Source organism: Anaerobacillus sp. QJM3NY_32 (assembly GCF_056173645.1).
Map to the genome: position 1 here is coordinate 457,967 of NZ_CM149684.1, position 14,363 is coordinate 472,329.

Consider the following 14,363-nt stretch of genomic DNA (forward strand, 5'->3'; position numbering starts at 1 on the left):
TACGGAAAGGGGTGAGTGTATGGAACATCCAGTTTTAAATGTTAGTGGATTAGAAACGCACTTTTTTACTGATGATGGAGAGATTCCAGCAGTAGACTCCGTTGACTTTCATGTAAATAAAGGTGAAGTACTTGGGATTGTTGGGGAGTCTGGCTCTGGAAAGAGTGTGACTTCATTGTCCATTATGCAACTTATTCAGGCTCCAGGAAAAGTTGTAGGAGGAGAAATTACATACAAAGGGGAAAACCTTCTTACGAAATCAGAGAAAGAGATGAGAAAAATAAGGGGAAATGAAATCGGAATGATCTTCCAGGAACCGATGACATCCCTTAATCCTGTATTTAGAATCGGCAATCAGCTCGTTGAAGGAATTCGAATACATAAAAAATGGAACAAGAAAAAATCCTGGGAGCATGCTATATCAATTCTTAAACTAGTTGGGCTTCCTAGGGCTGAAGAACTTATGAATGATTACCCTCATCAATTATCTGGGGGGATGCGGCAGCGCGTTATGATTGCGATGGCGATGGCATGTGAACCAGAAGTACTCATTGCGGATGAGCCAACAACAGCTCTTGATGTGACGATTCAAGCTCAGATTCTAGAGCTCATGAAGAAATTGAACCAAGAAACTAATACATCGATTATTATGATTACACACGATCTGGGTGTAGTCGCAGAAATTTGTGATCGTATTGTTGTTATGTACTCTGGCAAAATCGTTGAGCAGGGAAAAACAAGTGATATTTTTCAGCATCCAAAGCATCCGTATACGATTGGGTTAATCGAATCAGTACCTGATGTGAGAGTTCGAAAAGACAGGCTGTATTCTATCCCTGGAAATGTGCCAAAACCAGGTTCGATTCATAAAGGATGTCATTTTGCTCCGCGTTGTAGTTTTGCTTTCGATAAATGCTATGAAGAGAATCCAACGTTATTAGATGCAGGACCAGGACAACAGGCTAGGTGCTGGCTTCATGAAGACGAGAAAAAAGCAGCTATATTAGAGAATGTGAAAAGCTAAAGGGGGCGCCTATTTTGCAAGAAGCATTACTTGAAGTAAAACAGCTTAAGAAGCATTTCCCAATTCAGGGAGGCGTACTTAAACAGCAGGTAGGAACAGTGAAAGCTGTGGACGGTGTAACCTTTACCTTACATAAAGGAGAAACATTTGGGTTAGTTGGGGAAAGTGGATGTGGGAAGTCTACAACTGGTCGTATGTTGATGAGACTTCTTGAGCCAAGTGAAGGGGAAGTTCTCTTTGATGGAAAAGAAATGACCAGTTTAAACAAAAAGGATCTTCGTCACCTTAGAAAAGATATTCAAATGGTGTTTCAGGATCCTTTTGCATCGCTTAATCCGAGACATACAGTTGAGAAAATTATCGAAGAACCTCTTATCGTTCATCAGCTTGGTAATAAAGCAGAGCGTAAAAAAAGGGTAAGAGAACTTCTTGAAATTGTTGGTCTTAGTGCCTACCATGCCAAACGTTATCCTCACCAATTCAGTGGTGGACAGCGTCAAAGAATAGGTATAGCACGGGCACTTGCAGTTAATCCGAAGTTAATTATCGCGGATGAACCTGTTTCAGCACTTGATGTTTCGATCCAAGCTCAAGTATTAAATCTTTTAGAAGATCTTCAGAAAGAGCTTGGACTAACATATTTGTTTATAGCTCATGATTTAGGAGTTGTTCGTCATATTAGCGATCGTGTCGGAGTGATGTACCTTGGGCGCATTGTTGAAATGGCAGATAGTGAAAAGCTCTATTTGGATTCAAAACATCCGTATACACAGGCTCTTCTTTCAGCGGTGCCGGTTCCAGATCCTGAATATGGGAAAGACAGAATTATTCTTACTGGAGATGTACCAAGTCCATCTAATCCGCCATCAGGGTGTCCTTTTCACACAAGATGTCCTAAGGCGATGGACGTGTGCAGCTCCGTAGTTCCCGAATTTAGGGAGATAGAACCTGGGCACTATACAGCGTGTCATCTGTATGAAGAAGACCATGTATAAATCACACACATGACTAAGGGGGAAGAACATGAAGAAGACCATTTTTTCATTAATGTTTGTATTGCTTCTTTCGATCGGTCTAGCCGGTTGCGGTGGATCTAACGAAACGAATGGCAATGGTGGGGGAGACTCCGGAGAAGGAGGCGAAGAAGCAGGTGGAACGTTGATCTTTGGTCGCGGTGGTGACTCCGTATCACTTGATCCAGCATCTGTTACAGACGGGGAATCATTTAAAGTAACAAAGAACATCTTTGATACTCTCCTTGATTACGGTGATGATAACACAGATGTACAGGAAGCACTTGCAACAGAGTGGGAAGTTTCTGATGATGGCAAGACGTATACCTTCACACTTCGTGAGGGCGTGAAGTTCCATGACGGTACAGACTTTAATGCAGACGCCGTTGTTTACAACTTCGAACGTTGGATGAATGGGAATGAAGAAGCTTTCTATTACTATAAATCCATGTTCGGTGGATTTAAAGGTGATGAAGGGCACGTTATTGAAAGTGTAACGGCGAAAGACGATTACACAGTTGAATTTAAATTGAAGCGTCCACAGGCGCCATTCTTAAAAAATATCGCGATGTCTCCATTTGCGATTGCTAGTCCTGATGCACTTGAAAAGCAGGGCGATAAGTTTGGTGAAAATCCTGTAGGTACTGGTCCGTTCGTATTTGATCAGTGGAACAGAAATGACAAAATCGTTCTAAATAAAAACGAAGAGTACTGGATGGATGGTTATCCAAAACTTGATAGTGTTATTTTCAGAGCGATTCCTGATAACTCAGCACGTCTAAATGCCTTAATGGCTGGGGAAATCGATTTGATGGATGGCCTTAACCCTTCTGATGTTCAGCAGGTAGAAGACAATGGCGATCTTCAAACGTTCTTCCGACCTTCTATGAACGTTGGATACGTTGGATTGACAACAAATCGTGGACCATTAAAAGATAAGCTTGTACGTCAGGCGCTGAACCACGCTGTGGACAAGCAAGCGCTTATCGATTCTTTCTATGCTGGACAAGCTGAACCAGCGAAAAACCCAATGCCTCCGGTAATCGGTGGATATAACGATGATATTGAAGGTTATGAATATGATCTTGATAAAGCGAAGGAACTTCTAAAAGAAGCTGGCTATGAAGATGGTTTTGAAATGGAGCTTTGGGCAATGCCTGTTCCACGTCCATATATGCCAGATGGTCAAAAAGTAGCAGAAGTTCTTCAGAAAAGCTTCGCAGAAATTGGCGTAGATGCTGAAATCAAATCGTACGAGTGGGCAACTTATCTTGAAAAAGCTCGTAATGGTGAAGCTGATAGCTTCTTGCTAGGTTGGACAGGGGATAATGGTGACGCTGATAACTTCCTATATGTACTCCTTGATCAGGATAACATTGGAAGCAACAACTATACGTACTATGAAAACCAGGAGCTTCATGATCTTCTAATCGAAGCACAGTCGACTCCAGATGAAGAAGAGCGTAATAAGATTTATGCAGAAGCTCAAGAAATCATCCATGAAGATGCACCGTGGATTCCTCTTGTACACTCTAAGCCTGCACTAGGTGGCTCTAGTACAATTAAAGGATTCTCACCGCATCCAACTGGTTCTGACAAGCTAACGAAAGTAACGCTTCAATAGGAAATAAAGAAGGGGAGTGATGAACTCCCCTTTTATTCTTCAAAATAAATTGGTTTTATACATATAGAACGGCATGTGATTTTACAGATGGAAGAAGAGGTGAGTAGATGCTTGCTTATACAGTTAGACGATTGCTAATGCTTATCCCGGTTTTATTTGGAATGACGCTTATTGTGTTCTTTATGATTCGAGCTATTCCTGGAGATCCTGCCCAGGTCATTTTAGGTCAACAGGCAACAGAGGAAGCGATAAAAAGTTTAACCAAACAGCTTGGCCTTGATCAGCCGTGGTATCTACAATATATCGACTATATTAAAAACTTGTTTACAGGTGATTTAGGCACATCTCTTCGAACAAGTTCAGATATTAGTGGAGAAATTTGGCCATATCTTGCTGCTACTCTTGAACTGTCGCTTGTGGCGATGGTTATAGCTATTTTTATTGGCGTCAATGCAGGGATTATTAGTGCATGGTTTCAAAACTCTTGGTTCGATTACACGGCTATGGTACTTGCGCTAGTCGGTGTGTCGATGCCTGTTTTCTGGCTTGGTTTGATGGAACAATGGGCATTCTCGCTTGAACTTGGGTGGCTACCATCCACGGGTCGCGAAAATGTGAGAAACCCTGTTGATGCTATCACGCATCTTTATCTTATTGATACCTTACTTCAGGGAAGAATGGATCAATTTGTAGAAGTGGTTAAGCATTTGATTCTACCTGGTATTGCTCTTGGAACAATACCGATGGCTATCATTGCTCGAATGACACGCTCAAGTATGCTTGAGGTTATGCGCTCAGATTTTGTTCGAACAGCTCGAGCAAAAGGTACAAAGATGTTTTGGGTTGTGTACAAGCATTCATTAAAAAATGCATTTATTCCTGTACTTACTGTTATTGGACTTCAAATGGGTCTCTTACTAGGTGGAGCTATTCTTACTGAAACAATATTTGGTTGGCCAGGAATCGGTCGTTATATTTACGACGCCATTAATTTCAGGGATTATCCAGTGATTCAATCTGGTATTCTCATCGTTGCTGTCATCTTTGTTTTTATTAATCTCATTGTCGATCTGTTATACGCTGCAATTGATCCTCGAATCAAATACAACTAAAGGGGGCTTCTAAGATGGCTGAAATCGCTCCGCAAAAAAAAGTGAATGTTCAAAAGCAACCAGATGAAGAAGTATTATCGCCATGGCGTGAAGCCTGGAAAGGATTCAGGAGAAATAAGTTAGCGATGGTCGGCATGGGGATTGTACTTTTTTTCATTCTTCTAGCGATCTTTGCAGGGGTCATCGCTCCTGAAGGGATTAACGAACAAAAATTAGGTGAACGACTTCAATCTCCATCGGCCAGTCATTGGTTTGGAACCGATGATTTCGGTCGCGATATTTTATCACGTATAATTTATGGGGCAAGAATTTCTTTATGGGTTGGCTTTTTTGCAGTACTAGGTTCAGCGGCGGTAGGGAGTTTACTAGGTATGGTAGCAGGTTATTACGGTAAGCTAGTGGATACGATTATTTCACGTATATTTGATATTATGCTTGCGTTTCCAAGTATTCTTCTTGCTATTGCTGTTGTTGCCGTACTAGGACCATCGCTAAGAAATGCACTTATCGCGATTGCTATCATTAATATTCCGAACTTTGGAAGGCTTGTTCGATCAAGGGTGTTAAGTGTGAAGCAGGAAGAGTATGTTATGGCGGCTAGAGCTGTTGGGATGAAAGATTCAAGAATCATTTTTCATCATATATTGCCAAATTCACTTGCACCTATAATTGTGCAAGGAACACTTGCAATTGCAACGGCTATTCTGGAGGCAGCGGCCCTTAGTTTTCTTGGTCTTGGTGCACAGGCGCCACAGCCTGAGTGGGGGAAAATGCTTGCAGATTCACGTTCGTATATTATTCAGGCACCATGGACTGTATTCTTTCCGGGACTTGCGATTATGCTAACGGTTCTTGGATTTAACCTACTTGGTGATGGTCTTCGAGATGCGCTTGATCCAAAAATGAAGAAATAAAAAAATCAGCCGTATCGGCTGATTTTTTTATTTGGCATGAAGTTCCTGAATATCAACTTCATTTTCTTCCTGGTGATAGGAATGAAAGCTATCGACAAGTAAATCAAGGTGTTCAAGGTGATCGTGGTAATCGATAATCATTCCGATTAGGGGGAATATTGTCATCCAAAGCTCGCGATTACATTCGCCATTTTCGTATAAGTCAACATAGCGTTCGGTTAAGGTAGACTCCCCAGATCCAACATTGTTTAACATTTCCTCAGGAGACTGGTTCCTCACTTTTCCGATATATTTTAAATGGATGCGTTCGTGATAATTTGTTAGCTCATCGAGGTGAGTCTGAATCATCTTCCTGACCTCGTCAGGCATGATCAAAATCTTCACATCAAGTTGATCAAGCATTTTTAGTATAGCAAGTGACTTTTCTGTTGTAGCAATCATCTGTCTAAATAGGACGAGCTTACGTGCTTTTACAAAATCTCTGCGTTTGAAGTACGTACGCTCTTCTTTGTATAGAAGAAAATACTGATCACTTTTAACTGTATCTTCTTTCAACTTAATTAAGTTCTCTTTCAATACTTTATGTTCGGCATCGTTTCTAGTAGCAAGCCTGATCCACTGTGAAATATATTCTGTATTGCTCACAATTTTGTGGAATAATTTCGTTTCATATCTCGGTGGCACGAAAACTAAGTTCACAAAGAAAGAACTGATCACACCGACCATAATGACTAAGAATCGGTTTGTCGCAAAAGTGATGAATTCCTCCTGAGGAGCATTCATGATTAAAATAACAGTTACGATTGCGAGTGGAATCGTACTTTCGATTTTCAATTTAATATTAATGGCGATAATGATGATCGCACCTAGACCAATTACGATTGGCTGGTTTCCAAAGAGCAGAACGAGTATAACTGCAAGCACGGCTCCAATAATATTGGATTGAAATTGATCAATAACGGTTTGATAAGATCTGTAAATCGACGGCTGAATGGCAAATAATGCAGCTACGCCAGCAAAGGTCGGAGGCTCGAGTCCAAGCCATGTTGCAATATAAAGTGCGAGAGTAATCGCTAGCCCTGTTTTAAAAATACGGGCACCAAACTTCATTCTATTGTAAGTCCTTTCGTCGAGTACTTTTAGTATAGAGAGTATCCTCTATTTCCTCTTTTAAACATATGAGACGTTCTAGTTATACATCGGAATGGTCAGGATAGCAAGCCCTATTTTCAATAATAACAAAGATAGTAGAAAAGACAGAATGAAGGAACTTCATTCTGTCTTTTCGCTAAGCCATTTGATGAAAGACGCGCTTTACTGCTTCAAGCGTATCATCGATATCTTTTTCAGTGTGTTCTGTTGTTAAGAACCATGCTTCATATTTAGAAGGGGCAAGGTTGATACCTTCACTGAGCATTAGTTTAAAGAAGCGGGCGAATTTCTCTCCATCGGAGTCTTCAGCTTGTTTGTAATTAATAACCTTCTCGTTATTAAAGTAGACAGTTAAAGCTCCTCGGAGACGATTGATTGTAATTTGGATACCAGCTTCCTGTGCATGAAGGAGGATTCCCTTCTCAAGACGTTCTCCAAGTTTGTCTAAATGATCATAGACGCCCTCTTCTTGAAGAACTTCAAGACACGCAATACCGGCTGAGATAGAGGCTGGATTACCTGCCATTGTCCCAGCTTGATAAGCTGGACCAAGTGGTGCAACGTGTTCCATAATCTCGCGTTTCCCACCGTATGCGCCGATTGGAAGGCCACCACCAATGATTTTTCCTAGTGCCGTCATATCCGGTTCAACATTAAGTAAGTTTTGGGCACCACCATACATAAAGCGGAATGCAGTGATAACTTCATCATAAATAACGAGCGCTCCATATTGATGTGTGATCTCATTTACTTTTTCAAGGAAACCTTCCTCAGGTTCAACAATTCCGAAATTCCCAACAATCGGTTCAACGAGAACTCCGGCTACTTCATCTCCCCATTTCTCCATTGCTTCTTTATAAGCTTCAATGTCATTAAATGGTACGGTGATAACTTCTCTAGCGATGCTTTTTGGGACACCCGCTGAGTCAGGACTTCCAAGGGTAGCGGGACCAGAACCGGCGGCAACTAGCACAAGATCAGAGTGTCCATGATAGCAGCCAGCAAATTTCACAATCTTGTTGCGACCTGTGTAGGCTCTAGCTACGCGTATCGTTGTCATTACTGCTTCCGTACCAGAGTTCACAAATCGAACGCGCTCTAGAGAAGGGATGGCTTCTTGAAGCATCGAACCGAACCGATTTTCTAAGACGGTTGGTGTACCGTATAACACGCCGTTCTCAGCTGCTGTTGTGATGGCCTTAGTAATATGTGGATGCGCATGACCAGTGATGATAGGGCCGTATGCTGCAAGGTAGTCTATGTATTTGTTACCATCGACATCCCAAAAATAAGGACCTTTAGCTGTTTCCATAAAGACAGGAGTGCCTCCTCCAACGCCTTTGTATGAGCGAGATGGACTGTTGACGCCACCTAGCATAATATCGAGTGATTCTTTATGATGTTGTTCTGATTTCGTGAAATTCATGTTGACCTCCTTGTAATGCTTGTTCATCAAACTCCATTGTAGCATGACTAGAGTGTAACGAAACACTCTTGCCGCTTAAGTGAAAGCTCAAATATTGTTTATTACAAGCTGCTCTTGTAAACTAAGTTGGTGTGTTAAAAGGAGGAAGACGTATGGAAAAAGTGATTGATGTACAGGAACTGCGTAAAGATTTTAAATCTCACTCGAGTCGTTCTGGTTTAAAAGGAGCGTTTCGAGATCTTTTTACGCGTAATTATAAGGTTATCTCGGCTGTTAAAGATATTTCTTTTACCATTAATGAAGGTGAAATGGTAGGTTATATTGGAGAAAATGGAGCCGGGAAGTCGACGAGTATCAAAATGCTAACGGGTATTCTAACGCCCACTTCTGGAACTGTTCGTGTAAATGGAATGGATCCACATAAAGAACGAGAGAAGTTTGTTCGATCCATTGGAGTTGTATTTGGGCAACGATCTCAATTGTGGTGGGACATTGCCGTACAAGAATCATTTCGTTTGCTTAAAAAAGTCTATAACGTACCAGATGATGTTTATAACGAGCATATGAATCATGTAATTGAGTCTCTAGATATTGGTCCTTTACTTGATAAACCGGTTCGGAAATTATCGCTTGGCCAGCGTATGAGGTGTGAGTTAGCCGCAGCTCTTCTTCATAACCCTAAGCTTCTATTTCTAGATGAACCGACAATTGGACTTGATGTGCTAGTTAAATTAAAGATCCGTAATTTCTTAAAAGAGATTAATGAGAAGTATAAGACAACGATTTTACTTACGACTCATGATCTTACGGATATTGAAGCGTTATGTGATCGGGTTGTTATGCTAGATGAAGGCCAGATTATATATGATGGCAAGCTTGCAAAGCTTCGTTCTAATTGGGGAGAAGGGAAGCAAATTGAATTTCAATTTGGTGAACAGGTTAGTGGTGAACAACTTCAACCTTTATTGAAGGAACTTGAAGCAGAATGGACAAAAGGTGATCGCGAGAATGTGTGGATCGCGAATGTAGTGAATGAAGAGCATGTCATTTCCGAAGTAATTGGGAGAGTCGTAGCAGCAAACAGGATTACGGATATTAAGATTCATGAAATTTCGACTGAAGAGATTATTCGAAATATCTATGAAGAGGGCATGCGTAATGGGTAAGTACATTGAGATGATTCGCGTCCGCTTCTTAATGATGCTTGCCTATCGGACGAACTATTATAGCGGAATTTTAATTTACAGCATTAACATTGGTGCTTACTACTTTCTATGGAATGCGATTTACGGTGGAAAAGGGGAGATTGAAGGATTATCAGTTATTCAAATGACAACATATGTTGCTGTGGCTTGGATGGCAAGAGCTTTCTATTTTAATAATATTGATCGAGAAATCGCTCAGGAGATTAAAGAGGGAAAGGTAGCAGTTGAATTTATACGCCCCTATCATTATTTAATAATGAAGACGATGCAGGGGCTTGGAGAAGGGATTTTTAGATTAAGCTTCTTCTCAATTCCAGGGATGATTATTGTTAGCCTCATTTTCCCGATTGAATTTTCGGCTGCACTGTCGACGTGGTTGTTCTTTATGGTAGCAATTATTCTAAGTTTTATTGTTAATACTCAAATTAATCTGCTGACAGGCGTTATGACCTTTTTCTTCTTTAACAACGATGGACTGATTCGAGCAAAGCGCGTTGTGATTGATTTGTTCTCAGGGTTATTACTTCCAATTAGTTTCTATCCAGGTTGGGCACAGAATGTCATGGACTTTCTACCGTTCCAAGCCATTAGCTATATTCCAAGTATGATTTTCACAGAAGGTTTTACTGGAAGTGCGGTTTGGGAAGCGATTCTTTTCCAGCTTGTCTGGGCGGTTATTTTGATTCTTCCAATTCAAGCGCTATGGGTAATTGCCAAAAAACGCTTGATTGTGCAGGGAGGGTGACAAATGAAGCATGCTAGTATTTTCTTTCTATATGTCTCGCAATATATGAAAACGAGATTAACTTATCGTGTAGATATGCTAATGGAAATTATGTCTGACTTATTGTTTCAGGCAGTTAATTTGATTTTTATACTTGTCGTGTTTGGGCATACAAATATGCTTAGCGGCTGGTCGAAGGATGAAATCATCTTTATCTACGGATTTTTCCTCGTTCCTTTTGCTATCTTCGGAGCATTTTTTAACATTTGGGACTTTAACGAGCGGTATATTGTTAAGGGTGAAATGGATCGGATTCTAACAAGACCCGTTCATAGTTTATTTCAGATTATTTTAGAACGAATGGAGCTTGAATCTTTATTTGGGGTTATCACAGGAATCGCTGTTATGGTTTATGCGGGGAATCGACTTGATCTAAGTATGTCCTGGTACGATCCTATTGTATTTCTCTTTATGGTTTTAGGTGGTGCATTTGTGTATGCAGGTATTTTTATTCTACTAGCAAGCATTAGCTTTTGGTCTGATAGCAGAACAAGTATTATGCCAATGATGTACAATATCGGGAACTATGGGAGATATCCAGTGGATATCTATAATAAAGTGATTCGTTTTGTATTAACGTGGATCTTACCATTTGCTTTTGTTGGTGTGTATCCATCAGCTTATTTCTTAGGTCGTGAAGAATGGTATGGTTATGCTTTTCTTACACCTGTTATGGGAGTGGCGTTTTTTGGATTCGCCATCTTTATGTGGAATATTGGCGTCACGAAATACAGGGGCGCAGGTAACTAAAAAGTCCAGAGGGATCTCCCTCTGGACTTTTTGTTTATGATTAGACAGTTTCTAATAATGATAAATCGATCGTTTCTTTTAATTTTTTCATGCCAAGCCTAACGCGACTTTTCACTGTTCCAAGGGGAATCTTCTTTTTGGAAGCTACTTCTGCTTGACTATAACCCTCTAAGTAGATGAGTTTAAGAATTTCTTTTTGTTCTGTATTCAAAGTATTTAAGGCTCCATCAATCATATCTTTGTTTCCAAAGTCATCTTGAATATAAAGTTCTTTATCGACCAACTGGTGATCTTCAACAACTGTTTCTTTAAAATTACGCTGCTCTTTCTTAATCCGATCAATAGCTCGGTTTCGTGTGATCTGGTTAACCCACGAGGAGAGTTTACCTTTATCAGGCTTGAATTGATTTCGCTTATTCCAAACTTCTAAATAAACATCCTGAACGATCTCTTCGGCAATTTGCTGGTCATTGACTATGCGACGGGCGATGTGTAAAAGCGTTTGATGGTTTTCAATACAAAAGACTTTAAAATGCTCCTCGTTTTCACTATCCCAGTAAGCAATCGCATAATTGCCTTTACTCATTAGTTAGTTCCTCCTCCGAGCTTTGCTAGTAGCTCTATTCCCTTGAATTCGAAATAAAAACAACAAAAGTGTAAAAAAAGTGATCCGATTGCAAATATTTTGTCGTATTAGTAAATGAACAAAGGTTATACAAAAGTATAACAAAAATTAAATAAAGGGAGTGGATTGAATGCTTAGGAAGTTTATGGCGGCCGCAGTTGCGATGGTTATGATGTTTGGGATTATTGGTGGTACGGCATTCGCAGATAATCATGAAGCAATGGTACGAGTGATTCATGCGTCTCCAGATGCACCTGCAGTTGATGTTTATGTAGATGGTGAGGCAGTTGTAGAAGGTGCTGAATATAAACAGGCGACAGAATACATGGCTCTTCCTGCAGGAGATCACGAAATTGAAGTATTCCCAGCTGGTGAGAATGGAGAAGGCGAGCCGGTTATCAGTCAGTCAGTGACGCTTGAAGAAGGCATGAAGTATTCTGCTGCTGCAGTAGGTACGCTAGATAGCATCTCCCTTTGGGCGCTAAGCGATGATATGGAAGCTTCTAAAGGAAAAGCAAAAGTAAGGGTTGTACATGCGTCTCCAGATGCACCTAATGTAGATGTAGCCGTTAAAGACGGAGACGTTCTATTCTCAGATGTAGCATTTAAATCAACGTCAGACTACGCTGAAGTTGATCCTATGACTGTTGATCTTGAAGTTCGACCAGCAGGTTCTGAAGACGTTGTTCTTGAGATTCCTGGTGTTGAATTAAAAGAAGGCTATGTTTACTCTGTTTATGCGGTAGGTCTTGTAGAAGGTGAACCAACTCTTGAAGCATGGCCGATGGTTGATGCGACAAATATGCCTTCAGACATGCCCCAAACAGGTATGGGTGGTACAGCTGATCAGTCTCATACAGTTGCATGGGCACTTCTTGGAGGAGCTATTCTAGCAGCAGGAACTGGAATTTATCTTCGTAAGAAGCAAACAGCTTAAATCAAGGTAGAAGGAGGAGCGCATATGCCGTTTAAAAAGCTTTTATTAAGTATGTTACTTTTAGGAGCAGCGGCAGGCTGCTCCTCTTCTTCTAATCAATCAGATGAAATGAAAGAAGTTTTACCTAATAATGAGGAAACACATCTGATCTCTGCTCCAAATTTAACAGCATCTTCTTCATCTAAGAGTAACGAATCCGTTGAACCTGTTTTAGTAGGAATCATTCCAGCCCAATTATCCATTCCAGCTATTAATGTAGACGCAAAAGTGGAGCATGTGGGCCAATTAACAGATGGGCAAATGGATGTGCCCAAAGATGAACGTAACGTTGGATGGTATCAGCCTGGAGCGAAACCTGGTGAAAGAGGAAATGCCGTCCTTGCCGGTCACGTTGATAACAAAACTGGACCATCGGTGTTCTTTCACCTTGTAGATTTAGAAGCTGGAGATCTCGTTACAGTTACGGATGAACATGGATTGGCGTATGATTTTGAGGTGCATGCTGTTGAGTCTTATCCTAGAAATAAAGCGCCACTCGAGAAAGTATTTGGAACAAGTTCTAAATCAAGCCTCAATTTAATTACTTGTACAGGGACATTTGATCGAGATGCAGGAACACACGAGGAGCGGATGGTTGTCTACACGACACTTGTTTCAGAATAGTTCGTCCTAAATTCAACGAACACCTCATAAACCTATTATGAGGTGTTTACTAATGCTCTTATTGATTACTTGTGCTATTATTCTTGCCCTTATTAGTGTTGGGAGAAGTATGGTAGCTCTTATGAAAAGAACGAGAGTGCCTGGTAGTCTCCTGTCTGTTTATAAGATGTTTCTACTGTTCCTTGTTTATTTAACGATGATTATCGCTTTTGGGAGTATGTATTTAAGCCTCATTATCCTTGATATTCCTGTACTTCAAGAAGGTCAAATGGATCTTGCGGATATGACATTAACACCGTTTACAAGAGTTCAATCTGTCCTTTATTTCAGTGCGGTTACGCTTCTATCGGTTGGCTATGGAGATCTTACTCCAATTGGAGTTGGAAGATGGATTGCGATTTTTGAGGCGTTAATCGGTTACTTAATGCCAGCCGCATTTTTTGTCACGACCATCGTTGACTATCGTGAAAGCCCCAAGTTGTAAGTTCGAATGAATTTCGTTACGCTTATCTTAAGAAGATTTAAGGAGGCGTAAAAATGAGTGTTGAAATTGGTCAAAAAGCTCCAGATTTTAAGTTAGAAGCAAGCACTGGTGAGACTGTGTCTCTTTCAGACTATAAAGGAAAAAATGTTGTGCTTTATTTTTATCCAAAAGATATGACGCCTGGCTGTACGACAGAGGCATGTGATTTTCGAGATCATATTGAAGGATTCGAAGAACTGGATACGGTTATCTTGGGAGTAAGTCCAGACCCAGTCGAGAAACACAAAAAATTTATTGATAAGTATGACCTTCCGTTCCTTCTCCTAGCAGATGAAGATCATTCTGCTGCAGAAGCATATGATGTATGGCAGTTAAAGAAAAACTTCGGCAAAGAATACATGGGGATTGTTCGTTCTACCTTTGTTATAGACAAAGAAGGAACCCTTGTAAAAGATTGGCGGAAAGTTCGCGTTAAAGAGCATGTGGAATCTGCACTAGGTTACATTAAAGAAAACTTATCATAAGCCTTTGTCTGCGGGACAAAAGACTATACCATTAGATGTTTGCAACATAGAGTATAGTAGATCATATCTTCAGTTGAGAGCGCATTATGCGCTCTTTTTTTGTTAGCGATGTTTCGAAGAGGTTGT

15 protein-coding genes are annotated in these 14,363 nt (G+C 40.6%); 12 read left to right on the forward strand and 3 right to left on the reverse strand.

Features of this window, described 5'->3' with window-relative positions; translation table 11 throughout:
* Window positions 1–19 precede the first annotated feature (19 nt).
* The 5 genes from AC0VYH_RS02480 to nikC all read left to right on the forward strand — a co-directional run bounded on the left by AC0VYH_RS02480 (window position 20) and on the right by nikC (window position 5,687).
* Window positions 20–1,024, forward strand: a complete 1,005-nt coding sequence (locus AC0VYH_RS02480; RefSeq protein ID WP_283153071.1) for an ABC transporter ATP-binding protein — start codon at window positions 20–22, stop codon at window positions 1,022–1,024.
* A 14-nt stretch (window positions 1,025–1,038) separates the two neighbouring features.
* A complete protein-coding gene (locus AC0VYH_RS02485; protein ID WP_194220086.1) occupies window positions 1,039–2,019 on the forward strand; it encodes an ABC transporter ATP-binding protein in 981 nt (326 codons plus the stop codon).
* Window positions 2,020–2,047: 28 nt separating this feature from the next.
* A complete protein-coding gene (locus AC0VYH_RS02490; RefSeq protein WP_475368364.1) occupies window positions 2,048–3,661 on the forward strand; it encodes an ABC transporter substrate-binding protein in 1,614 nt (537 codons plus the stop codon).
* A gap of 107 nt (window positions 3,662–3,768) precedes the next feature.
* The gene (locus tag AC0VYH_RS02495) at window positions 3,769–4,773 is read left to right on the forward strand and encodes an ABC transporter permease (protein WP_226616545.1); all 1,005 of its coding nucleotides are present in this window, start codon (window positions 3,769–3,771) and stop codon (window positions 4,771–4,773) included.
* 14 nt (window positions 4,774–4,787) lie between these two features.
* Window positions 4,788–5,687, forward strand: a complete 900-nt coding sequence (nikC, locus tag AC0VYH_RS02500) for a nickel transporter permease (protein ID WP_194220083.1) — start codon at window positions 4,788–4,790, stop codon at window positions 5,685–5,687.
* A gap of 27 nt (window positions 5,688–5,714) precedes the next feature.
* Here nikC and AC0VYH_RS02505 read toward each other — a convergent pair whose 3' ends face one another.
* Both AC0VYH_RS02505 and AC0VYH_RS02510 read right to left on the reverse strand, forming a co-directional pair.
* The gene (locus tag AC0VYH_RS02505) at window positions 5,715–6,797 is read right to left on the reverse strand and encodes an FUSC family protein (protein ID WP_226616546.1); all 1,083 of its coding nucleotides are present in this window, start codon (window positions 6,795–6,797) and stop codon (window positions 5,715–5,717) included.
* Window positions 6,798–6,975: 178 nt separating this feature from the next.
* Window positions 6,976–8,265: a glutamate-1-semialdehyde 2,1-aminomutase gene (locus tag AC0VYH_RS02510; protein ID WP_475373243.1), complete on the reverse strand. Its 1,290-nt coding sequence runs from the start codon at window positions 8,263–8,265 to the stop codon at window positions 6,976–6,978.
* A gap of 152 nt (window positions 8,266–8,417) precedes the next feature.
* On the opposite strand from AC0VYH_RS02510, the gene AC0VYH_RS02515 reads away from it, so the two are divergent.
* From AC0VYH_RS02515 to AC0VYH_RS02525, 3 genes are read left to right on the forward strand one after another with little or no spacing between them, the layout of a single operon-like run.
* Window positions 8,418–9,431, forward strand: a complete 1,014-nt coding sequence (locus AC0VYH_RS02515; protein WP_194220080.1) for an ABC transporter ATP-binding protein — start codon at window positions 8,418–8,420, stop codon at window positions 9,429–9,431.
* Complete coding sequence (locus AC0VYH_RS02520; protein WP_194220079.1) at window positions 9,424–10,215, forward strand: ABC transporter permease; 792 nt, start codon at window positions 9,424–9,426, stop codon at window positions 10,213–10,215. Before AC0VYH_RS02515 ends, AC0VYH_RS02520 begins: the two co-directional genes overlap by 8 nt.
* Before the next feature lie 3 nt (window positions 10,216–10,218).
* Window positions 10,219–11,004: an ABC transporter permease gene (locus AC0VYH_RS02525; protein WP_430241500.1), complete on the forward strand. Its 786-nt coding sequence runs from the start codon at window positions 10,219–10,221 to the stop codon at window positions 11,002–11,004.
* Between the two features lie 40 nt (window positions 11,005–11,044).
* Here the strand turns inward: AC0VYH_RS02525 and AC0VYH_RS02530 are convergent, their stop codons facing one another.
* Window positions 11,045–11,590, reverse strand: coding sequence for an RNA polymerase sigma factor (locus AC0VYH_RS02530; protein ID WP_430241498.1), 546 nt, complete (start codon window positions 11,588–11,590; stop codon window positions 11,045–11,047).
* Between the two features lie 169 nt (window positions 11,591–11,759).
* Between AC0VYH_RS02530 and AC0VYH_RS02535 the strand changes: the two genes are divergently transcribed.
* The 4 genes from AC0VYH_RS02535 to bcp are packed head-to-tail and all read left to right on the forward strand — an operon-like array spanning window position 11,760 to window position 14,237.
* Window positions 11,760–12,566 (forward strand): DUF4397 domain-containing protein, encoded by an 807-nt coding sequence (locus tag AC0VYH_RS02535; RefSeq protein ID WP_430241496.1) that lies wholly within the window; start codon window positions 11,760–11,762, stop codon window positions 12,564–12,566.
* Between the two features lie 24 nt (window positions 12,567–12,590).
* Complete coding sequence (locus AC0VYH_RS02540) at window positions 12,591–13,229, forward strand: class F sortase (protein WP_475373244.1); 639 nt, start codon at window positions 12,591–12,593, stop codon at window positions 13,227–13,229.
* Between the two features lie 52 nt (window positions 13,230–13,281).
* Window positions 13,282–13,713, forward strand: coding sequence for an ion channel (locus AC0VYH_RS02545; protein WP_430241492.1), 432 nt, complete (start codon window positions 13,282–13,284; stop codon window positions 13,711–13,713).
* A 53-nt stretch (window positions 13,714–13,766) separates the two neighbouring features.
* Window positions 13,767–14,237, forward strand: a complete 471-nt coding sequence (gene bcp, locus AC0VYH_RS02550; protein ID WP_475373245.1) for a thioredoxin-dependent thiol peroxidase — start codon at window positions 13,767–13,769, stop codon at window positions 14,235–14,237.
* Window positions 14,238–14,363 lie beyond the last annotated feature (126 nt).

Coding starts and splice junctions, on each gene's coding strand:
- AC0VYH_RS02480 (WP_283153071.1), top strand. CDS start 20: ATGGAACATCCAGTTTTAAATGTTAGTGGATTAGAAACGCACTTTTTT.
- AC0VYH_RS02490 (WP_475368364.1), top strand. CDS start 2,048: ATGAAGAAGACCATTTTTTCATTAATGTTTGTATTGCTTCTTTCGATC.
- AC0VYH_RS02495 (WP_226616545.1), top strand. CDS start 3,769: ATGCTTGCTTATACAGTTAGACGATTGCTAATGCTTATCCCGGTTTTA.
- nikC (WP_194220083.1), top strand. CDS start 4,788: ATGGCTGAAATCGCTCCGCAAAAAAAAGTGAATGTTCAAAAGCAACCA.
- AC0VYH_RS02505 (WP_226616546.1), bottom strand. CDS start 6,797: ATGAAGTTTGGTGCCCGTATTTTTAAAACAGGGCTAGCGATTACTCTC.
- AC0VYH_RS02510 (WP_475373243.1), bottom strand. CDS start 8,265: ATGAATTTCACGAAATCAGAACAACATCATAAAGAATCACTCGATATT.
- AC0VYH_RS02515 (WP_194220080.1), top strand. CDS start 8,418: ATGGAAAAAGTGATTGATGTACAGGAACTGCGTAAAGATTTTAAATCT.
- AC0VYH_RS02520 (WP_194220079.1), top strand. CDS start 9,424: ATGGGTAAGTACATTGAGATGATTCGCGTCCGCTTCTTAATGATGCTT.
- AC0VYH_RS02525 (WP_430241500.1), top strand. CDS start 10,219: ATGAAGCATGCTAGTATTTTCTTTCTATATGTCTCGCAATATATGAAA.
- AC0VYH_RS02530 (WP_430241498.1), bottom strand. CDS start 11,590: ATGAGTAAAGGCAATTATGCGATTGCTTACTGGGATAGTGAAAACGAG.
- AC0VYH_RS02535 (WP_430241496.1), top strand. CDS start 11,760: ATGCTTAGGAAGTTTATGGCGGCCGCAGTTGCGATGGTTATGATGTTT.
- AC0VYH_RS02540 (WP_475373244.1), top strand. CDS start 12,591: ATGCCGTTTAAAAAGCTTTTATTAAGTATGTTACTTTTAGGAGCAGCG.
- AC0VYH_RS02545 (WP_430241492.1), top strand. CDS start 13,282: ATGCTCTTATTGATTACTTGTGCTATTATTCTTGCCCTTATTAGTGTT.
- bcp (WP_475373245.1), top strand. CDS start 13,767: ATGAGTGTTGAAATTGGTCAAAAAGCTCCAGATTTTAAGTTAGAAGCA.